The sequence below is a fragment of the Microbispora sp. H10670 genome (assembly GCF_014161385.1).
Classification (GTDB): Bacteria; Actinomycetota; Actinomycetes; order Streptosporangiales; family Streptosporangiaceae; genus Microbispora; species Microbispora triticiradicis.
In genome coordinates this window covers 51,486-71,544 of record NZ_JABBWW010000005.1, presented here as the reverse complement: position 1 = coordinate 71,544, position 20,059 = coordinate 51,486, and the positions used below count along the sequence as shown (strand labels likewise).

Below are 20,059 nucleotides of genomic sequence, written 5' to 3'. Positions count from 1 at the left end.
AGCAGCTGGGTGCGCCGCTCGCCCTGCGCCCTGACGGTGCGGACGACGAGCCCGGCCGCGCAGGCGAGCGAGACCGCGGCCAGGAGCACGATGACGGCGGGCAGCGCGTCCCGCGCCGGTGCCAGGGCCTCGACCGGGAACGGCCGGTCCGGGCCCTCGGGCACCAGCGCGGCCAGCACCGTGAACGCCGCCGTGGCGGCCACTCCCGTCGCGGCCACCGGCCGCCAGGCCCGCCCGGGCAGGCGGCCGTCCGGCACGAGCAGCAGCACGCCGCCCACGGTCAGCAGGGCGGGGGCCCAGGCCCACGCGCCCACCCAGGCGGCCCAGCGGCCGCCGGGCAGGCCGGGCCGGAGCGAGTAGGAGTCGGCGAAGTAGGCGACGGCGCCGAGCACGGTCACCAGGCAGCAGGGTCCGACGGCGCCGCCCCTGCGACGGGCCACCAGATAGGCGCCGAGCGGGGTGAAGCCGAGCGCGACCGCGGCGTCCACCGGGTCGGCGCCGCCCAGCGCCCCTCCGGCCGCGACCAGGACGCAGGACAGCCCGAACACGAGCCAGGACACGGTGGGGGACACGGCGGCCGGCACGGACCCTCCCTGTGATCGGCGGAGGACGGGACTCCGTTGGAAGGGACATTCTGTCGGACCACGTGCGAAACGCCTGAAAGGGACTTGGCGGCGGCTGGACTTTGCCATACTGTGACGGAAGATCTACGTCTAGGTGAGGCAGAGTGTCAAGCGGGCTGGCACGTTCCAGGGGGCGCCGCCGTAAGAGGCGGACCCGTTCACACGTCGTCGAACTGTCGCTGGGAGCCGCCGCCTTCGCCGTCGGGGCCTTCGCGATCGCCGGGCCGCTGTCGCACCCGGACGCGGCTCCGGCCGGCGTGGCCGCCGCGCCCGCGCCGCACGCCTCCCCGGCCGGTGAGCTCACCGTCGCGAGCGTCGACACGGGGAAGAAGGCGGACGGCGCGCGGAAGAAGAAGGCGTCGGCGAAGAAGGCCTCGGGACCGTCCAAGTACACCGACAAGAAGGCGGACGCCTACTTCCGCAGCCGGTGGAACGACAAGACGGCCAAGAAGGTCAAGGACATCCGCACCACCGGCCGCTATCTGCGCATCTACACGAGCCTCCCGGAGAACGCCGACAACTCCAAGGCCGCGATCACCCTGTGCAAGCGAGGCCTGGAGTACCTGGCCGAGCGGGGGGAGGTCAACCCCGTGGTGTTCGTCCAGTCCAGGTTCGGCGAGAACGGCAATCCCGTCCTCGCCAACGTCCTCGGCCCGGACGACGACGACTGCCGGGTCACCTACCCGAAGCCGAACTGAGCCGGCCCTACTCGGCCGGTCGCAGGGTCAGGCTGACGGAGTTGATGCAGTACCGGTCGTCGGTCGGGGTGGGATAACCCTCGCCGTGGAACACGTGCCCGAGGTGCGAGTCGCACCGCGCGCAGCGCACCTCGACCCGGCGCATGCCCAGGGAGTCGTCCTCGTGCAGCGTCACGGCCTCCGACTCCGACGGCTCGAAGAACGACGGCCAGCCGCAGTGCGACTCGAACTTGGCCTCCGACCGGAACAGCTCCGCGCCGCAGGCGCGGCAGGAGTAGACGCCGACGGTCTTGGTGCCGACGTACTCGCCGGTGTAGGGGCGCTCGGTCCCCGCCTGCCGGAGGACGCGGAACTCCTCCGGGGAAAGCTGCGCGCGCCACTCGGCGTCGCTCTTGACTACCTTTTCCATGCTCACCACCCTGTGCCCGGTGGCCCCTCGCGGGGATTACGAAGTGAGGAACCATCAGGCCGTCCCGGATCTTCCCCGGGGGTAGGGTCGCCTACATGGCTTCGCCGTACATCGAGATCGAGGTGGGTGACCGGGTCGTCAAGGTCACCAACCCGGACAAGGTCTATTTCCCGGCGATCGGCGCGACCAAGCGCGACCTGGTGACGTACTACGTGAGCGTGGGGGAGGGCGCGCTGCGCGCGATGCGGGAGCGGCCGACCTACCTCAAGCGGCATCCGGACGGCGTCGGCTCCGAGGCGATCTACCAGAAGCGGATGCCCCGGCATCCCGACTGGATCGAGACCGTCACCGTGCGCTTCCCCAGCGGGCGCACGGCCGACGCCTTCTGCCCGACCGAGGTGGCGGCCATCGCCTGGTGCGCCAACCTCGGCACGATCGACTTCCACCCCTGGCACGCCCGCCGCGCCGACCTCGACCACCCCGACGAGCTGCGCATCGACATCGACCCGCAGCCCGGCACCTCGTTCGAGCAGGCCCGTACGGTCGCCTTCACCGCGAAGGAGGTCCTCGACGAGCTCGGCATGCGGGGTTTCCCGAAGACCTCCGGCAGCCGGGGCGTCCACGTGAACGTGCGCATAGAGCCGCGCTGGACCTTCACCGAGGTGCGGCACGCCGCCATCGCCTTCGCCCGGGAGGTGGAGCGGCGCACCGATCTCGCGACGACCGCCTGGTGGAAGGAGGAGCGGGGGGAGAAGGTCTTCATCGACTACAACCAGAACGCCCGCGACCGGACGGTGGCGTCCGCCTACTCGGTGCGCGCCCGGCCCGACGGCCGGGTGTCGGCCCCCGTGACCTGGGCCGAGCTGGAGGACTGCGACCCCGGCGCCTTCGACCTGAGGACGATGCCGGACCGGTTCGCCACGCTGGGCGACGTACAGCGGGAGATCGACGACCGCGCCTTCGGCATCGGCACGCTCCTGGAGTGGTACGACGCCGACGAGCGGGGCGACCTGCCGTATCCGCCGAACTACCCGAAGATGCCCGGCGAGCCCAAGCGGGTGCAGCCGTCCAAGGCCCGGCCCGAGGGCGACGCCGCCGGTGCCTGAGCCCGCCGCCGGCGGATCAGTGGTGGAAGCTCGTCGCGTCGTCCGGGCCGAAGAGGGGCGCCGGCTGTCTGTGCAGCCAGGGCAGCAGGCCGCGAAGGTCGTCCACCAGCCGATCGGCCAGATCGAGCGAGAACCCGTTGCGGCACACCACCCTCAGCACGTGCAGGTCCTCCCGGTCGGGCGGGAAGGCGTAGGCCGGCACCAGCCAGCCCCACTCCCGCAACCGCCGGGAGACGTCGTAGACGTTGAACCGGGTGACGTCGTCGCCGGTGGTGAAGGCGAAGACCGGCAGCTGGTCGCCCCGGGTGAGGAGCCGGAAACAGCCGAGGTCCTCGATCCGCCCGGCGAGATGGGTGGCCACCCGCCGCAGTGCTCCCTGCACCTCGCTGAAGCCCGCGTGACCGAGCCGGAGGAAGTTGTAGTACTGCGCGACGACCTGCGATCCGGACCGGGAGAAGTTGAGGGTGAACGTCGCCACGTCTCCGCCGAGATAGTCCACGTGCTCCACCAGGTCGCCGGGGAGCGCGTCCCGGTCCCGCCAGAGGATCCACCCGAGTCCCGGGTAGACCATCCCGTACTTGTGGCCCGAGACGTTGATCGAGGCGACCCGCGGCAGGCGGAAGTCCCACACCAGGTCCGGATCGAGGAAGGGGGCGATCATCCCGCCCGATGCGGCGTCCACGTGCACGGGCACGGACCACCCCGTGCGTTCCTCCAGCGCGTCGAGCGCCGCGCAGACGTCGGCGACCGGCTCGTAGCTTCCGTCCATCGTGGAGCCCAGGACGGTGACGACGCCTATGGTGTTCTCGTCGCACCGCTCGGCGGCCTCCTCCGCGCCCAGGTGGAACCGGTCGCCACTCATGGGGACCAGGCGGGGCTCCACTTCCCAGTAGTTGCAGAATTTCAGCCAGCACACCTGGACGTTGACGCCCATGACCAGGTTGGGCCGCGCCCCGGCGGCGCGGCGGCCGGCGTCGCGCCGCGTCCAGCGGCGCTTGAGCGCCATCCCGCCGAGCATGCAGGCCTCGCTGGAGCCGACGGTGGAGGTTCCGACCGAGGCGTCGGGGTCGGGGGCGTTCCACAGGTGGCCGAGCATCGGAACGCAGCGCCGCTCAAGCTCCGCCGTCGCGGGATACTCGTCCCTGTCGATGAGGTTCCTGTCGGCGATGCCGGCCATGAGCGCGTGCGCCTCCGGCTCCATCCAGGTGGTCACGAACGTGGCGAGGTTCAGCCGCGGGTTGCCGTCCAGCATCAGCTCGTCGCGGATGAGCCGGGACACGGTGGCGGGCGCCGCGGGCCCGTCCGGCAGCCGGTGCCGGGGAGGAACCGTCGTGATCCCGGAGGCGGGGTCGGTCGCCCCGAACAACGGATTTACCCATACCGGCCGTTGCCCGGACCGTTCGCCGTCCCGTGAAGCCACCGTCCGCTCCTCTCCGCCTCGAACGAGTCTGGCAGTCGGCGGCTACAGACCGGGCAGACGATGGTCAAAGCCGCGGTACATGCTTCTGCGTCATTCCGGTGCCACCGGGTTGAAGGGGTGCATCTCGAAGAAATCCGGTTTGACGATCGTGTACGTCGACTCCGGAACCTCCAGCCACAGACCCGGCAGATCGCGCAGAGGCTCGGACACGACGACCCGCGCGTCGTCCGAGAGCTCCACGGACGCGAACACCTCCGGATGGAGGTGCCGGAGCGTCTGGGTGTTCGCGCTGTGGAACAGCGATCGCGAACGACGGTCGCTGGAGTAGCGGAAGGACCACACGTGCTCGCCGTTCGACGTGGCCAGCGACATCTGGAGCGGGTGCTCCACGCCGTGCTCGCGCGCCGTCCGCTCCACGAGACCGGCCATCCGCTCCACCGCCCCCGGCGGGTCCTCCCGCAGCCCCAGCGTGAGCGCCAGGAAGAACATGACCTCCGAGTCCGTGGACCCCTCGATGGCCGCGAACAGGTCCGGGGCGACGGCCATGACCAGATCCCGTTTGAGGCGCCCGAACTCGGAGATCGCTCCGTTGTGCATCCACAGCCACGGGCCGTACCTGAACGGATGGCAGTTCGTCTGCTGTATCGCCGTTCCCGAGGACGCCCGCACATGCGCCATGAACAGCGGCGACCGGGTATGGCGGGCGAGTTCGTGCAGGTTGCGGTCGCCCCAGGCCGGTTTGGTGTCCTTGAACACCGCCGGTGCCGCGTCACCGTCCCCGTGGTGGCCGTCCCCGTGGTAATCGGCACTGTAGTAGCCGACGCCGAACCCGTCGCCGTTCACCGTCTCCTGGCCGTACCTGGCATGGAGACTCTGGTCGATCAGTGAGTTCTCCGGCTCGTAGAGCAGTTTGTCCAGTGTGATCGGCGAGCCGGAGTAGGCCAGCCAGCGGCACATGTCCCCTGTCCCTCCCGTCGCATCGGCTCGTCCGGCGTCCCGGGTCCCGCTCGGCACCGGCGATGACGCCTCCCCCGATGAGCCGTTCCCGGGCGGCCGGTCCGTACGCGTGGCGGGGCCGGGTCGTGGCGGTGTTGTCGGTGCGGTGTGCGAGTGTGGGAACCGTGCGCCGCATCCATCCCCACGCCGAGGACGATCCCGACATCGCCGCCGCCTACGCCTACCCGCGTGACCACTGGCTGCGTCTCAACATGGTGGCGAGCGCCGACGGCGCGGCCTGGGTCGAGGGCCACTCGGAGGGCCTGTCCGGCCGGGCCGACAAACGGATCTTCGGGCTGCTGCGCGGCCTGGCCGACGTGGTGCTCGCCGGCGCCGCCACCGTCCGCACGGAGGGCTACCGTCCGGCCCGCCCGCGCGAGTCGTGGCGGGCGCCGCGCGAGGGCCGCCCGCCCGTTCCGCAGATCGCCGTCGTCACCCGCCTGCTCGACCTCGATCTCGGGGGCCCGCTGTTCACCGAGGCCGAGCCGTACGCCCGGACCATCGTGATCACGACGGAGGCGGCGCCGAAGGAACGCCGGGACGAGGCCGCGGACAAGGCCGTCCTGATCGTCGCCGGAGAGGACCGGGTCGATCTCGCGACCGCGGTGGAGGAGCTGCGCGGCCTGGGGCTCGGGCGGATCCTGTGCGAAGGCGGGCCGCGGATCAACGCGCAGCTCGCCGCGGCCGGGCTGGTCGACGAGCTGGCGCTGACGGTGAGCCCGCTGCTCGCCGGGGGCGACGCCGCGCGCATACTGGACGGCGTCGCCTCGCGCACGCCGCTGACCCTCGCCCAGGTGCTGGAGGAGGACGGCTTCCTCTTCTGCCGATACCTCAGGGAGGCGCATGATGAAGCCGCCGGTTGAACCGCTGATCCCGGACCTGGACCTGCCGGTGGTGCCGCCGGTCGCGCCGATGCTCGCGAAGGCCGTCAAGAAGCTGCCGGAGCAGGACGGCACGCTCTACTACGAGCCGAAATGGGATGGCTTCCGCTGCATCGTCTTCCGCGACGGCGACGAGGTCTTCCTGGGCAGCAGGAACGAGCGGCCCTTCACGCGCTACTTCCCTGAGCTGGTCGAGGCCGTCAGGAAGGAGCTGCCGCCCCGGTGCGTGGTGGACGGTGAGATCGTGCTCATCAGGGGCCAGTCGCTCGACTTCGACGCGCTCCAGCAGCGCATCCACCCCGCCCAGTCCCGGGTGCGGCTGCTGGCCGGGAGCACGCCCGCCTCCTTCGTCGCGTTCGACCTGCTCGCCGTCGGCGCGGAGGACCTGATGGAGGCGCCGTTCTCGGAGCGGCGGGCCCGGCTGGAGGAGGCGCTGGCGGGGGCGGGCCGGTCGGTGCGGCTCACCCCGGTCACCCGGGACGAGGGCCGGGCCGCCGAGTGGTTCGACGCGTTCGAGGGCGCCGGGCTCGACGGCATCGTGGTCAAGCCGGGAGACCAGCCGTACACGCCGGACAAGCGGGTGATGTTCAAGGTCAAGCACGAGCGGACGGCCGACTGCGTCGTGGCGGGCTACCGCGAGCACAAGTCGGGGCCGGTCGTCGGGTCGCTGCTGCTCGGGCTGTACTCCGCCGACGGCCGCCTGCACCACGTGGGGGTGGCCGCCTCCTTCCCGATGAAGAAGCGCGAGGAACTGGTCGGGGAGCTCGCGCAGTACCGGATGGAGGACCTGAGCGAGCACCCCTGGGGACACTGGGCCGAGGTGGCGGAGGGCGGCGCGCAGGGTGGCGCGCAGGGCCAGCGCCTGCCGGGCGCCGTCTCGCGGTGGAACGCCAAGAAGGACCTGTCGTTCATCCCGTTGCGGCCGGAACGGGTCATCGAGGTCGCCTACGACCACATGGAGGGCGACCGGTTCCGGCACACCGCCCAGTTCCGCCGCTGGCGCACCGACCGCACGCCCGAGTCCTGCACCTACGACCAGCTCGAACGCCCGGTGAGCTACGACCTCGACGAGATCCTCGCCCGCTGAGCCGTCCCGGCATCCGGCCGACCGGCAGAGGTCGGCGGAGCTCAGCCGGTCAGGGCGCGGACGGCGGCGGTGACGACGACGGCCACCGCGACCACCACCAGGAAGGGCGCGCGCAGCAGCAGCGCGACGGCCGCCGCGGCGAGGCCGGCGGCCCGGGCGTCGACGACGAGCGTGCGGCCGTCGGCGAAGGTCTGCAGGGCGATCAGCGCGGCCAGCGCCGCGATCGGCACCAGCGCGGCGAGCCTGCGCATGAGCGGCCGTTCCAGCACCGCCGCCGGGACCGACAGCCCGAGGAGCTTGACCGCGTAGCACCCGGCGACGGTGACCGCGATCGCGATCCACACCCCCATCACGCCTCCTCCGCCCGCGCCGCCGCGCTCCGCTCCCGCCGTGCGGCGGCGCGGGACCGGAGCGCGGCGACGGCCAGGACGGCGGGCGCGGCGAGCACGGCCACCAGCACCGGGACGCCCGCGGGCAGGAACGGCACGCAGGCCAGCGCCAGTACGACGGCCAGCACGGCCACCGCCACCTCATGCCGGAGGACCGCGGCCCGGGCCGGCCGGGCCGTCGCCGTGCCCTCCCCATCCTGGACCGGAGCCGGGGTGGCGCCTGCCCGCGCCGAAGGAGCGGCGGCGGAGCGGTCCGGGAGCATGGGCAGGAGCAGGGCGAGGAAGACGGCCGGACCGGCCACGTCGAGCCCCCAGGCCGCCGGGTCGCCCAGGGCCGCTGCGCCCAGCGCGCCGAGGAGGGTCGTGACGTTCCACCCGGCGTACAGGGTCACGCCCGTGACGGTGAACCCGAGCCGGGCGAGCCGCCGGTCGGGCTGGGCCAGGGCCACGGCCGAGGTCTCGTCGATCACCCAGTGGGCGGCCAGCGGGCGGACCGCCGCGGGAAGGCCGAGCACCTGCGACAGACGCAGGCCGTAGAACGCGTTGCGGACGCCCAGCAGCAGCGCCCCCGCCGCCGCGGGGAGCGGTGCCCCGCCGGCGCCGAGCGCGCCCACCAGCGCGAACTGGGACGCCCCGGTGAAGACCAGCAGCGACAGCACGCAGGTCTGGGCGAGCGTCATCCCGGCCCCGGCCGACGTCACGCCGAACGCGAACCCGGAGAGCCCGACCGCCGCGCCGACCCCGAGGGCGTCCCGTACGACCGCCGACCGGGGCTTCGGCGGCAGGCCGGAATGCGGTTTTTGCGGTGGTGCCGTAGTCACCCGACCGAGGGTAACCGGCGGCTCGGGCCGCCGGCGCACACGAGGACGCGCATGGACCGGTCGGTGACGGTGACCTTGGACCCGGCCGCCAGCGTCTCCGCCGCGTCCGGGTCGTCCGGCGGGTCCTCGTCGGCGGTGTCGAGCACGGGACGCCAGGCCGCGCCCAGCTCCGGGCCGGGGAGGGCGAAGGTCAGGCTCTCGTGGTGCGCGTTGATCAGCAGCAGGAACGTCGCGTCGGTGATCCGCTCGCCCCGCGCGCCGGGCTCGCTGATCGCGTCGCCGTTGACGTAGACGCCCAGCGACTTGGCGTAGCCGGTCTGCCAGTCGGCGTCGGTCATCTCGGTGCCCGACGGCGTGAGCCAGACGATGTCCCTGCTGTCGTCCCCGACCGTGCGGCCCAGGAAGAACCTGCGGCGCCGGAAGACGGGGTGCGCCCGCCGTAACGCGCCCAGGCGGCGGACGAAGTCCAGGAGGCCGGGTTCCCGCCCCACCAGGGACCAGTCGATCCAGGACGTCTCGTTGTCCTGGCAGTAGGCGTTGTTGTTGCCCTGCTGGGTGCGGCCGAACTCGTCGCCCGCCAGCAGCATCGGCACGCCCTGGGACACGAACAGGGTGGTGAGGAGGTTGCGCCGCTGGCGCCGCCGCAGCCGGGTGATCGCCGGGTCGTCGACCGGTCCTTCGGCGCCGCAGTTCCACGACCGGTTGTCGTCCGTGCCGTCGCGGTTGCCCTCGCCGTTGGCCTCGTTGTGCTTGTGGTCGTACGACACGAGGTCGGTGAGAGTGAACCCGTCGTGGGCGGTGACGAAGTTGATCGAGGCGACCGGGCGGCGGCCGCTGGTCGCGTACAGGTCGCTCGACCCGGCGAGGCGCGAGGCGAACTCGGGCAGCGTCCGGGAGTCGCCCCGCCAGAAGTCCCGTACGGCGTCGCGGTACTTGCCGTTCCACTCGGTCCACAGGGGCGGGAAGTTGCCGACCTGGTAACCGCCGGGACCGACGTCCCACGGCTCGGCGATCAGCTTGACCTGGGAGATCACCGGGTCCTGCTGGATGAGGTCGAAGAACGCGCTGAGCCGGTCGACGTCGTGCAGCTCGCGGGCGAGCGCGGCGGCGAGGTCGAAGCGGAAGCCGTCCACGTGCATGTCGAGCACCCAGTAACGCAGCGAATCCATGATCAGCTGGAGCGCGTGGGGCGAGCGGACGTTCAGCGAGTTGCCGCAGCCGGTGTAGTCGAGGTAGTAGCGGCGGTCCTCCTCGCGCAGCCGGTAGTAGGCGACGTTGTCGAGGCCCCGGAACCCGAGCGTGGGGCCCATGTGGTCGCCCTCGGCCGTGTGGTTGTAGACCACGTCGAGGATCACCTCGATCCCCGCGTCGTGCAGGGCCCGGACCATCGCCTTGAACTCCTGGACCTGCTGGCCGCGCTGCCCCGCGCAGGAGTACGCGTTGTGCGGTGCGAGGAAGGCGATCGTGTTGTAGCCCCAGTAGTTGGTCAGCCCCCGGGCGACCAGGAAGTGCTCGGGCACGAACTGGTGGACGGGCATGAGCTCGACCGCCGTCACGCCGAGCGACCGCAGATGGTCGATCACGGCCGGGTGCGCGAGCCCGGCGTAGGTGCCCCGCTGCTCCTCGGGCACGGCGGGGTGACGCATGGTGAGCCCGCGCACGTGCGCCTCGTAGATCACCGTCTCGTGGTACGGCGTGCGGGGCGGCCGGTCGTTTCCCCACTCGAAGAACGGGTTGACCACCACGTTCTTCGGCATGTGCGGCCCGGAGTCCTCGACGTTCAGCCGGGTGGGGTCGGCGAAGTGGTAGGAGAACAGCGACTCGTTCCACCGGACCGAGCCCTCGATCGCCTTCGCGTACGGATCGAGCAGCAGCTTGGCCGGGTTGCACCGGTGGCCGTGCTCGGGCCGGTAGGGGCCGTGCACGCGGAAGCCGTACCGCTGGCCGGGCATGATCCCCGGCAGGTAGCCGTGCCAGACGAAGCCGTCGACCTCCGGGAGGTCGACGCGGGTCTCCGCGCCGTCGTCGTCGAACAGGCACAACTCGACCCGCTCGGCCACCTCCGAGAACACCGAGAAATTGGTGCCCACACCGTCCCAGGTGGCGCCGAGTGGGTAGGGCTCTCCAGGCCAAACCTCGCGCATGTAACCTCATTCTCCACTGCCCGGACGATTCGTGCACCTGGGGCGGTACCCCTGCTCCCGGTCCGCGCACGCGGAGGCCCCCGCCGGACCGGTCCGGCGGGGGCCCCACTGGTGGTTCAGCCGACGAGTTCGGCGTTCAGGGTGATAGTCGTGCCGGCCAGCGCCTTGCTCACCGGGCAGTTCGCCTTCGCGGTCTCGGCCGCCTGCTGGAAGTCCTCGGCGGACAGGCCGGGCACCTGGGCCCGTACGGAGAGCACGATGCCGGTGATGCCCTCTCCGGGCTGGAAGGTCACGTCGGCCCGGGTCTCGACCGACTGCGGCGGAGTGCCCGCCTGGGCCAGGCCGTGGGACAGGGCCATCGAGAAGCACGAGGAGTGGGCGGCCGCGATGAGCTCCTCCGGGCTCGTCTTGCCGTTCGCCTGCTCGGCCCGGGAGGGCCAGGAGACGTCGAAGGTGCCGACGCCGGAGGTGTCGAGCGAGACAACGCCCGAACCGTCGAGCAGGGCGCCCTTCCACTGCGTCGTCGCGGTACGAGTGGTCGCCATGGCGATATCCCTTCACTAGCGAGTCTTAATCCATTCAGCAGCGACCTTAACGCCACCCGCGCCGCCGGTCGTCCCGCGACCCTCCCGCGAACCCACGATCACGCCGGCGCGGCGGCGACACGCGCCTGGTGGGCGCGGTGCTCGGCCCGGACCAGGTCCTCGACCTCCGCCCTGATCCGCAGGAACTCCGCGGAGCGCTTGATCTCCAGCGGGCGGGGCTCCGGCAGGCCGATGGCGATCTCCTGGCTGATCCGGCCGGGATCGCTGGACAGCACGATCACCCGGCGCGCGAGGAACACGGCCTCCTCCGTGTCGTGGGTCACCATGACGACCGTCGGGCGTTCCCCGGCCGGTGTCACGTCCTGCCAGACCTGCCGTACGAACAGCTGCATGTCCTCCTTGGTCTGCACGTCGAGCGCGCCGAAGGGCTCGTCGAGCAGCAGCACGCGCGGCGCGCAGGCCAGCGCGCGGGCGATCGCCACCCGCTGCTGCTGCCCGCCCGACAGGCGTCCGGGCAGGGCCCCGGCCAGGTGGCCGAGGCCCACCTCGTCGAGCAGCCACCGCACCCGCTCCCGCCGGGCGGCGCGCGGCACGCCGAGCGCCTCCAGGCCGAACGCGACGTTCTGGGCCACGGTCCGCCAGGGATACAGCGAGGCGGTCTGGAACACCAGCCCGCGGTCCGGGCCGGGACCCGCGACCTCACGGCCGTCCAGCAGCACCCGGCCGGACGTGGGCGGGACGAGGCCCGCGACCATGCCCAGCAGGGTCGACTTGCCCGAGCCGCTCGCCCCCACCACGCAGACGAAGTCGCCGGACGCCACGGACAGGTCCACGTCCTGGAGCACCGGCCGGCCCGGGACGAACTCCTTGCCCACGCCCTCCAGCCGGAGACCGCTCGGTGCGCTCGTCAACGGGCCCACCTCCCCACCCGGGCGCGCAGCAGGCGCAGCGTGACGTCGATGGCCAGGCCGATCAGGCCGATCACCACGAGGATCGCGAAGATGCGGTCGGTCTGCAGGAACCGCTGGGCGCGGGTGATCCGGTAGCCGAGTCCCGAGGTGGCCGCGACCAGTTCGGCGACGACCACGAAGTTCCACGCCGCGGCGGCGTTGACCCGCATCGCGTCGATGATCCCCGGCAGCGCGTACGGGAACACCACCCGGGCGGCCACCCGCGGCCGGGACGCCCCGAGGGTCGCCGACACCTCCAGCAGCCGGTGCGGCACCTGCCGTACGGCGTCGGCGGTCATGAGCGTGTTGAAGAACACCACGCCGAGGACGAGCAGCGCCACCTTCGACGCCTCGCCGATGCCCAGCCAGATGATCAGCAGCGGGATGAAGGCCGACGCGGGCAGGTAGCGCAGGATGCCGACGGCCGGTTCGAGCAGCGGCTGCGCCCAGCCGAGCGTCCCCATCGCGAACCCCAGCGGCACCGAGATCAGGACGGCCAGGCCGAAGCCCGCCGCGATCCGGCCGAGGCTCGCCGCGAGGTCGGCGGCCAGTTCGCCGCCGGCCGCCATGTCCACCCCGGCCGCCCAGACCGCCGACGGGGAGGGCAGGAACGCGGGGTCCACCCGGCCGCTCGCGCTGACCGCCTGCCAGACGGCCAGCGGCACGAGGATCGACAGGCACCGCAGGAGCCAGGCCGTACGCGCGGAGACCGAGGTCGTGAGCGCCTTGGTCGTGAGCGGCCCGGTCCTGAGCCTCGCCCGGCGCGGCGCGGGCTCCTCCGCCGCCGGGACCGTCCCGGCGTCCTGTCTCGGCATCGCCTCGGCCGCGGTCACGGCTGCACCGCGCGGACGAACTGGGGCGCGAACAGTCCCTCCAGCGGCGGGGCCTTGTCCACCAGCTTCGCCGAGACCAGGAACTCCGCGATCTCCTTGGCGCGGCCGTCCAGCTCGCCGGAGAACGCCGTCCGGTTGCGCTCCAGCGTGAAGATCGTCGTGCCCTTGTCGTACGACTCGTAGTCGGACACGCTCACCCCCGCCCGCTTCGCCATGATCTCCAAGGCCTCCGGCCGGTGCTCGCCGATCCAGGTGAGCGCGTCGAACCAGGCCGACACGAGCCCCTGCACGGCCTTCGGGTCGCGGGAGACGAGGTCACGGGTGACCACCAGGTGGTCGGGGATCGCCCCGGGGAAGTCGGCCGACGTCGCGATCGCCCGGCTGCCCTTCCGCTTGAGCGCGGTCGTGGTGAAGGGGGCGAACACCCCGACGGCGTCCACCTGCCCGGCGGCGAAGGCCGCCGCGGCGGCGTCGGTCGGCATCGGCCGGAACTGCACGTCCGCCTCGGTGAGACCGGCCTTCCGCAGCGCGAGCAGGAGCAGGTAGTGGTCGACCGTGCCCTGCTCGGCGGCGACGGTCCTGCCCTTCAGGCCGGACAGCGACGAGATGCCCGGCCCCGCGATGATCTGGTCGTTGCCGCTGGAGTTGTCGTTGACCAGCACGACGCTCTGCTTCGCCCCGCCGGCCACGGACGCCAGGGTGTCGTTGAGCGTCTGGCTGTTGGCGTCGATGGTTCCCGTGGCCAGCGCGTTGAGCGAGTCGGTGTAGCTGTCGAAGTACTTGAGCTCGACGTCCACGCCGTTCTTGCGGAACAGGCCCTGCTCGCCGGCGACCTGCCAGGGGAACCAGCCCGGCCAGGCGCTGAAGCCCAGGGTGATCGTCGAGCCGGCCGGGGCGGCGGCCTGCCGCTCCCCGGGGGAGGCGCAGCCCGCGAGCAGGAGCAGGACGAGAACGGCGGCGAGGTGTCGGCGCGTCATTGGACGGCCTCCTTCTTCCTCTTCGGCAGGTGTCCCGAGCGCACCAGGCACCCGAGGGTGTCGCAGATGACCCGGGTGGCGATGAGCGAGGTGATCTCCGCGTTGTCGTACGGCGGGGAGCACTCCACCACCTCGATCCCGGCGAGCGGCCGGGCGTCGGCGATGAGCTGGATGAACTTGAGCACCTCGCGGGGGAGGAACCCGCCGGGCTCGGGCCAGCCGGTTCCGGGCACGAAGGCCGCGTCGAGGCAGTCGACGTCGAAGGACAGCCAGACGGCCTCCGCGCCGTCCCAGGCGACCTCCAGGGCCCGCTCGGCGGCGGCCTCGATGCCCATCTCGACGCAGTCGGTGACCGTCATGATCGTGGTGCCCCGCTCGCGGCCCACCTTCACGCCCGGGCGGGGCGCCTGCCAGCCGCCGATGCCGATCTGCACGAGGTTCTTCGGCGGCACGTTCGGGATGTCGGTGGCGTGGAACCAGGGGGTGGTGTGCATCCGCTCGTCGAGGTCGGTCTCCTGGGTGTCGACGTGACGGTCGAAGTGGATGATGCCGACGTTTCCCCGCACGTGTTCGGCCACCCCGCGCACGGTCGGGTAGCCGATCGAGTGGTCCCCGCCGAGGATCACCGGGAAGGCGCCGCTCTCGAAGACGTGCGCGACGCCCTTGCTGATCTGGTCGAAGGTCTTCTCGATGTTGCCCGGGATGGTGAAGATGTCGCCCAGGTCGCAGATCGTGATCGACTCGCGGAGGTCGACGCCGAGCTCGAAGCTGTAGGGGCCGTACAGCGCGGAGATCTTGCGGATGCCCTGTGGCCCGAAGCGGGTGCCCGAGCGGTAGGTGGTGCCCCCGTCGAAGGGCGCGCCGAGCACCGCCACGTCGTACTCCCCGCAGCGCCGCACGTCCTCGACGTACGGCGCCTTGAGGAAGGTGTTGATCCCCGCGAAGTGCGGCAGTTCGCCGCGGGAGAAGGTGGGAATGGTGCGGTCGACGATCGAGTCGGCGCCCTGCAGGCCGAGTTCGAGCCCGCGGGCGATCTCCCGCTCGTGCATGGTGGTGGGGATCTCGGCCTCACGCTCGACGGCGTTACGGGCTTCGGGACCGTAGTGGGAATGGAGGTGGCCCACGGCACTCCTCGGGGGACGGCTGGTCCACCGCCGCCCGGCGGGCGGCGGGATTCGCGACCCGCGGCGTCTCCCCGGTCCCGGCCGCGCCGTTGACCGGGGAGACGCCGAAGTCACAGCCTCCCGGGCTTTTGTCCCGCCGTGGAACGGCTCCGCGCCGAGCCGCCTGCACCTCTCGGACCAGCCGAACGGAACCCTAGGTGCGCCTCACCGGGGTGAGCCGGTGAGTCCCCTTCATGACAGCGGCGGCCTGTTTCCGCCGCATTTCCGTGGCGTAGCCGTCCCGTGACCGCCTGCTCACGCGGGCGCCGCGCGGTCCAGGATCGGCTCCAGGTCGAGGCCGGCCGGGAGCGTGCCGAAGGCGCGGCCCCAGTCGCCGCCCAGGCGGGAGGCGCAGAACGCGTCGGCCACCGGCGCCGGGGCGTGCCGCACGAGCAGGGACGCCTGCAGGACCAGCGTCATCTCCTCGGCCACCCGGCGGGCGTCGGCCTCACCGGCGGAGGCGAGCGTCTTCAGCACCCGCCCGGCCGCGTCGCCGACGCGGTGGTCCCCGGCGCGGGCGACCTCGGCGAAGAACGCCTCGACCGCCTCCGGCTCCCGGGCGAGCACCCGCATCAGGTCGAGGGCGGCCACGTTGCCCGAGCCCTCCCAGATGCCGTTCAGCGGGGACTCCCGGAACAGCCGGGGCATCTGCGACTCCTCGACGTACCCGTTGCCGCCCAGGCACTCCAGCGCCTCGGCGGCGTGGACCGGAGCCCGCTTGCAGATCCAGTACTTGGCGGCGGCGAGGGCGGCCCGGCGGAACAGCCCCTCGGCGGCGTCGCCCGCCACCGCCCGGTCGGTCGCCCCGGCCAGGCGGGTCATCAGCGTGGTCGCCGCCTCGGACTCCAGCGCGAGGTCGGCGAGCACGGCGCGCATCAGCGGCTGGTCGGCCAGCGGCCGGCCGAACGCGCTCCGGTGTCGGGCGTGGTGGAGGGCCTGCGACAGCCCCTGCCGCATGCCGGCGGCCGAGCCGGTCACACAGTCGAGCCTGGTCATGTTGACCATCTCGATGATCGTGCGGACGCCCCTGCCCTCCTCGCCGACGAGGAAGGCCGTCGCGCCGTCGTACTCGACCTCCGCGGAGGCGTTGGACCGGTTGCCGAGCTTGTCCTTCAGCCGCATCAGGCGCATCGCGTTGCGGGTGCCGTCGGGCAGCACACGGGGAAGCAGGAAGCACGACAGCCCGCGCGGGGCCTGGGCCAGCACCAGGAACGCGTCGCACATCGGGGCGGAGTTGAACCACTTGTGCCCGGTCAGGGCGAAGCTCCCGTCGCCGAGGGGTTCGGCCCGGGTGGTGCCGGCCCGCACGTCGGAGCCGCCCTGCTTCTCGGTCATGGCCATCCCCGCCAGCACCCCCCGCTTCTCCAGCGGCGGGCGCAGCCCGAAGTCGTACGTCCGGGAGGCCAGCAAGGGCTCCCACTCCGCCCGCAGCGACGGCGAATGCCGCAGCGCGGCCACGGCGGCGTACGTCATGGAGATCGGGCAGCCGTGCCCGGCCTCCACCTGGGACCATACGAAGAACTTCGCGGCCCTGGCGACGTGCGCCCCCGGCCGGGCCGAGGTCCAGGGGGAGGCGTGCAGCCCGTTGCCGACCGCGACCGACATCAGCTCGTGCCAGGCGGGGTGGAACTCGACCTCGTCGATCCGGTTGCCGTACCGGTCGTGGGTGCGCAGGACGGGCGGGTGCTCGTTGGCCAGCCGCCCCCACTCCTGCGCCTTCTCGGATCCGGCCAGCAGGCCGAGCCGGCGCAGCTCCCCGGTCGCCCAGTCCGCCCCCTCCCTGGCGAGCCCCTCCAGCAGCGCCTGGTCGGCCGAGACGTCGTGCCCGGCCAGCGGGGGCGCCTGGTTGGTCACGTCGTGAGTCGCGTCGCGGGTCACAGGGTCCTCCTCGGGTGATGCCGGGTCCTCGGCGCCGGGAACCGGGCGAGGCCGGAACTCCATCTCAGCACTCGGGCCCGCCGGGACAAACACCCGCCGCCGCGCTCAGGCGCCGGAGATGTCCAGGCCCAGCTCCTGGGCCGCCTCAAGGGCGAGATCACGGGCGTAGCCCTGACCGGCGCCCGCCTCGCACAGCACCCGGTGGACGCCCGTGAGCGCCCGCCTGTCGCCGCGCGCGGCCAGGCCGCGGGCCGCCTCGGCCACGGTCGTCACGTCACGGTCGGCCAGCCGGGCGGCCAGCGCCTCCCTGATCCGGGCGGTGTCGGCCGGCAGGCCGGCGAGGCCCATGGTCGCCCAGTCGCGCACCTCGTCGTCCCCGCACTCGGTCAGCCGGATCAGGGCGGCGAGGCCGTCCTCGTCGCCGGACGGCAGGACCGCGGCGAGCGCGACCGGGTCGTTGACGGTGGGCTCGCGCCCCGGGCCGCCCACGATCGCCAGCACCTCGGGCAGGGCCCGCTCGTCGGCCCGGTGGCCGAACGCCGCGAGCAGGGCCTCGACCACCGCGGGCTCGGTCTCCCGGCGGGCCAGGTCGCGCAGGATGCCGAGGACCTCGTCCTGCCGGTCGTCGTGGCCCGTGTCCTGTCCCGGGAGGTGGCCCGTGTCGCGGCCGAACTGGGCGAGGACGTCGACGCCGAACTCCCGCCGCACCGGGTCGTCGCTCTCGCACAACCGCGTCACCGCCCGGAACGTCTCCTCGTCGTGGCGCCCCCGCAGCGCGTGGACGGCCGCCCACCACGTCTCGTCGTCCTCGTCCAGGTCGCGGTAGGGCAGGACGCGGCGGAGCAGCTCCTCGGGCGGCGGCCGGAGGCCGAGCGCCGCCTCCAGGACCGTGGCGGCGGCCGCGTGCCCGTACTGGCGGGCCACGGTGTGGACGCCGGTGCGGGCGCCCTCGCCGCGCGCCTCGACGGTGACCCGCCGGGTGCCGTCCGGCGCGGCGGAGTGCGCCACCAGCACCGTGTGCTCGCCGCCCAGCCGCGCGGCGACGTCGTCCCGGAGGACCGCCTCCAGATCGGCTCCCGCCAGACGGGCGGCGATCTCCAGCGGGGTCGCGCCGTCCCAGCCGGGCGCCGCCGGGTCCGCGCCGTGCTCCAGCAGGGACCAGACGATCCCGTACGCCCCGAACAGCGCGGCCAGTGTCAGCGGCGTGTCGCCGTCCTCGTCGGCCAGGCCGGGATCGGCCCCGGCGTCGAGCAGCACGTCGGCCGACTCGAGGTTGCCGTTGGCGGCCGCCCACAGCAGGGCCGTCCAGCCGCCCTCCTCCGCCGCGTCGGGGTCGGCGCCTCCGTCCAGCAGCGCCTGCACGGTCTCGGCGTGGTCCCAGCAGGCCGCGGCGCACAGCGGCAGCCCCTCCTCGGGCCCGCCGCTCGGCCGGTCGGGGTCCGCGCCGTGGTCCAGCAGCAGCCGGACGATCTCGTGGTGCCCTCCGGCGGCGGCCCGGTAGAGCGGCGTCGTCCCCTGGGCGGGGTCGACGGCGGGGGACACAGGGGAGGACACAGGGGATACCGGGGCCTCCGGGTGCAGCATCTCCGCCACCCGCGCGGCGTCCCCCTCCGCGATCGCCTCCAACAACCTGCTGCGGGTCACGTCTCCATGCTCACACAACCCCTTCTGGAGGACCCCGCAGGGATCGTCCCCAGGGAGGATGGGGAGCGGGGCCGGTCGGGGTTACGGTGGGGGACGTGAACGATCCGGGTGGCATGCGGGCGTCCGACGCCGAGCGCGAGTCCGTGGTGGAGCGGCTGAGGGTGGCGTCCGCCGAGGGGCGGCTGACGCTGGCCGAGCTGACGGAGCGGACCGAGGCCGCCTATCTGGCCCAGACGCACGGCGAGCTCGCCCAGATCATCGCCGACCTGCCGGGCGGCGCCCCGGCCCCCGCGCCCGCGGCTCCGGCCGCCACGCAGGGCAGGATGCGCAAGTGGATCGTGGCGGTGCTGGGCGACGCCAAGAGGACCGGCTCGTGGCGGATCGACGACGGCGTCGGCGCGGTCAGCGTGCTGGGCGACGTGACCCTCGACCTGCGGGAGGCCGAGGTGCGCGGGCGTGAGGTGGACGTCGTCGCCGTCTGCGTGCTGGGCGACCTCAAGATCATCGTGCCGGACGGGATCGACGTGGAGCTCTCCGGCGTCACCGTCCTGGGCGACAAGAAGGTCCAGGTGATCGAGGCTCCCGCCGGGCAGGCCGCCCCCGTCGTCAGGGTCAGGGCGTATGTCCTGCTGGGCGACGTGAAGATCATCGGGGACTCCCGGGCGCAGCCGATCAAGCGCGGCTGGTTCGCCTGGAGCGAGTGGTGGCAGGAGCGCCGCGCCTCCCTCACCGAGGGATACGAGAGCTCCGAGCACGGCCTGCACGGGCTGCACGGGCTGGACGGCCTTCACGGCATGCACGGGCTCCGCCCGCCCCGCCCGCCTCGTCCTCCCCGGCTCCGCGACCGCCGGCGCGACTCCCGCTGAACGGCCCCCGAGCGCGCGGCCGTGCGCCGCAGGGGAACCCGATCGCCGTCCGAGGCAACGGCGCGGCGCTCCCAGGGCGTAGTCATCGGTGACCGTCCACCGAGGACCGCACCGATCACTGGGGGCCGCACATGCGCGACCGGGCCGACTTCGAGCGCTACGTCGAGCAGCGCTCGGACCGCATGCTGCGGACGGCCTACCTCCTCTGCCGCGACTGGGGCACGGCAGAGGACCTGGTCCAGACGGCGCTGGCCAAGGCGTGGCTGGCCTGGCGGAGGGTCGGTGACAATCCCGACCCGTACGTCTACCGCATCCTGACCAACACCCATGCCAGCTGGTGGCGCAGGCGCTGGCGCGGCGAGCAGCCGACCGAGGTGCTGCCGGAGCCGGCGGTCGGCGACGCCGCCGACCTGTTCGGCTTCCGGGACGCCGTACGGCGGGCCCTCGCGGGACTGCCGCCGAAACAGCGCGCCGTGATCGTGCTGCGCTACTTCGCCGACCTCGGCGACGACCGGATCGCGGAGATCCTCGGCTGCTCGGCGGGGACCGTGCGCAGCCAGGCGAGCAGGGCCCTGGCCAGGCTGCGCGTCGATCCCGCCGCCCGCTCCGCGATGAGCCTGGAGAGCTGA

20 protein-coding genes and 1 riboswitch are annotated in these 20,059 nt (G+C 72.9%); of the genes, 7 read left to right on the top strand and 13 right to left on the bottom strand.

The genetic code is table 11. The features are described from left to right. The first annotated feature begins 9 nt into the window (after positions 1-9). Together HHX33_RS09445 and HHX33_RS09440 are read left to right on the top strand one after the other, a co-directional pair. Positions 10-360 (top strand): hypothetical protein, encoded by a 351-nt coding sequence (locus HHX33_RS09445; protein ID WP_182874238.1) that lies wholly within the window; start codon positions 10-12, stop codon positions 358-360. A gap of 367 nt (positions 361-727) precedes the next feature. Then, on the top strand, positions 728-1,321 hold the full coding sequence (locus HHX33_RS09440) for a hypothetical protein (protein WP_182874237.1): 594 nt from the start codon (positions 728-730) through the stop codon (positions 1,319-1,321). Positions 1,322-1,328: 7 nt separating this feature from the next. Here HHX33_RS09440 and msrB read toward each other — a convergent pair whose 3' ends face one another. Continuing rightward, positions 1,329-1,730 (bottom strand): peptide-methionine (R)-S-oxide reductase MsrB, encoded by a 402-nt coding sequence (gene msrB / locus HHX33_RS09435; RefSeq protein ID WP_111699536.1) that lies wholly within the window; start codon positions 1,728-1,730, stop codon positions 1,329-1,331. A 95-nt stretch (positions 1,731-1,825) separates the two neighbouring features. Here msrB and ligD point away from each other — a divergent pair, with 95 nt between their 5' ends. Further along, complete coding sequence (gene ligD, locus HHX33_RS09430; protein ID WP_182874236.1) at positions 1,826-2,836, top strand: non-homologous end-joining DNA ligase; 1,011 nt, start codon at positions 1,826-1,828, stop codon at positions 2,834-2,836. 16 nt (positions 2,837-2,852) lie between these two features. Here ligD and HHX33_RS09425 read toward each other — a convergent pair whose 3' ends face one another. Together HHX33_RS09425 and HHX33_RS09420 are read right to left on the bottom strand one after the other, a co-directional pair. Next, positions 2,853-4,202 carry a glutamate decarboxylase gene (locus tag HHX33_RS09425; protein WP_220501662.1) on the bottom strand — a complete coding sequence of 450 codons (1,350 nt, stop codon included), beginning with the start codon at positions 4,200-4,202 and terminating at the stop codon, positions 2,853-2,855. 144 nt (positions 4,203-4,346) lie between these two features. After that, on the bottom strand, positions 4,347-5,213 hold the full coding sequence (locus tag HHX33_RS09420; RefSeq protein WP_182874234.1) for a class II glutamine amidotransferase: 867 nt from the start codon (positions 5,211-5,213) through the stop codon (positions 4,347-4,349). A gap of 77 nt (positions 5,214-5,290) precedes the next feature. On the opposite strand from HHX33_RS09420, the gene HHX33_RS09415 reads away from it, so the two are divergent. Both HHX33_RS09415 and HHX33_RS09410 read left to right on the top strand, forming a co-directional pair. Further along, positions 5,291-6,115 carry a pyrimidine reductase family protein gene (locus HHX33_RS09415; protein WP_220501661.1) on the top strand — a complete coding sequence of 275 codons (825 nt, stop codon included), beginning with the start codon at positions 5,291-5,293 and terminating at the stop codon, positions 6,113-6,115. A 16-nt stretch (positions 6,116-6,131) separates the two neighbouring features. After that, positions 6,132-7,220 carry an ATP-dependent DNA ligase gene (locus HHX33_RS09410; RefSeq protein WP_182874425.1) on the top strand — a complete coding sequence of 363 codons (1,089 nt, stop codon included), beginning with the start codon at positions 6,132-6,134 and terminating at the stop codon, positions 7,218-7,220. Positions 7,221-7,261: 41 nt separating this feature from the next. Here the strand turns inward: HHX33_RS09410 and HHX33_RS09405 are convergent, their stop codons facing one another. The 10 genes from HHX33_RS09405 to HHX33_RS09360 all read right to left on the bottom strand — a co-directional run bounded on the left by HHX33_RS09405 (position 7,262) and on the right by HHX33_RS09360 (position 18,564). Beyond that, on the bottom strand, positions 7,262-7,570 hold the full coding sequence (locus HHX33_RS09405) for an AzlD domain-containing protein (RefSeq protein ID WP_111699539.1): 309 nt from the start codon (positions 7,568-7,570) through the stop codon (positions 7,262-7,264). Then, complete coding sequence (locus tag HHX33_RS09400) at positions 7,570-8,430, bottom strand: AzlC family ABC transporter permease (RefSeq protein WP_182874233.1); 861 nt, start codon at positions 8,428-8,430, stop codon at positions 7,570-7,572. Before HHX33_RS09400 ends, HHX33_RS09405 begins: the two co-directional genes overlap by 1 nt. Further along, entirely contained in the window at positions 8,427-10,574 is a 2,148-nt protein-coding gene (gene glgX / locus HHX33_RS09395) for a glycogen debranching protein GlgX (RefSeq protein WP_182874232.1), read from the bottom strand. The genes HHX33_RS09400 and glgX overlap by 4 nt, the downstream gene beginning before the upstream one ends. Before the next feature lie 116 nt (positions 10,575-10,690). Then, on the bottom strand, positions 10,691-11,119 hold the full coding sequence (locus HHX33_RS09390) for an OsmC family protein (RefSeq protein ID WP_111699541.1): 429 nt from the start codon (positions 11,117-11,119) through the stop codon (positions 10,691-10,693). Positions 11,120-11,217: 98 nt separating this feature from the next. Continuing rightward, the gene (locus HHX33_RS09385; RefSeq protein WP_111699542.1) at positions 11,218-12,030 is read right to left on the bottom strand and encodes an ABC transporter ATP-binding protein; all 813 of its coding nucleotides are present in this window, start codon (positions 12,028-12,030) and stop codon (positions 11,218-11,220) included. After that, the gene (locus HHX33_RS09380; protein ID WP_220501660.1) at positions 12,027-12,902 is read right to left on the bottom strand and encodes an ABC transporter permease; all 876 of its coding nucleotides are present in this window, start codon (positions 12,900-12,902) and stop codon (positions 12,027-12,029) included. The genes HHX33_RS09385 and HHX33_RS09380 overlap by 4 nt, the downstream gene beginning before the upstream one ends. Further along, positions 12,899-13,879 (bottom strand): ABC transporter substrate-binding protein, encoded by a 981-nt coding sequence (locus tag HHX33_RS09375; RefSeq protein WP_182874231.1) that lies wholly within the window; start codon positions 13,877-13,879, stop codon positions 12,899-12,901. Before HHX33_RS09375 ends, HHX33_RS09380 begins: the two co-directional genes overlap by 4 nt. Further along, complete coding sequence (locus HHX33_RS09370; protein WP_111699544.1) at positions 13,876-15,003, bottom strand: agmatinase family protein; 1,128 nt, start codon at positions 15,001-15,003, stop codon at positions 13,876-13,878. Before HHX33_RS09370 ends, HHX33_RS09375 begins: the two co-directional genes overlap by 4 nt. 115 nt (positions 15,004-15,118) lie before the next feature. Beyond that, a riboswitch (guanidine-I (ykkC/yxkD leader) is annotated at positions 15,119-15,211 on the bottom strand. 86 nt (positions 15,212-15,297) lie between these two features. Continuing rightward, positions 15,298-16,920 (bottom strand): isovaleryl-CoA dehydrogenase, encoded by a 1,623-nt coding sequence (locus HHX33_RS09365; protein WP_310741278.1) that lies wholly within the window; start codon positions 16,918-16,920, stop codon positions 15,298-15,300. A 105-nt stretch (positions 16,921-17,025) separates the two neighbouring features. Then, on the bottom strand, positions 17,026-18,564 hold the full coding sequence (locus HHX33_RS09360; RefSeq protein ID WP_310741277.1) for an ankyrin repeat domain-containing protein: 1,539 nt from the start codon (positions 18,562-18,564) through the stop codon (positions 17,026-17,028). Between the two features lie 95 nt (positions 18,565-18,659). Here HHX33_RS09360 and HHX33_RS09355 point away from each other — a divergent pair, with 95 nt between their 5' ends. After that, the gene (locus tag HHX33_RS09355; protein ID WP_182874228.1) at positions 18,660-19,430 is read left to right on the top strand and encodes a DUF1707 SHOCT-like domain-containing protein; all 771 of its coding nucleotides are present in this window, start codon (positions 18,660-18,662) and stop codon (positions 19,428-19,430) included. A gap of 131 nt (positions 19,431-19,561) precedes the next feature. Next, positions 19,562-20,059 (top strand): SigE family RNA polymerase sigma factor, encoded by a 498-nt coding sequence (locus HHX33_RS09350; protein ID WP_182874227.1) that lies wholly within the window; start codon positions 19,562-19,564, stop codon positions 20,057-20,059.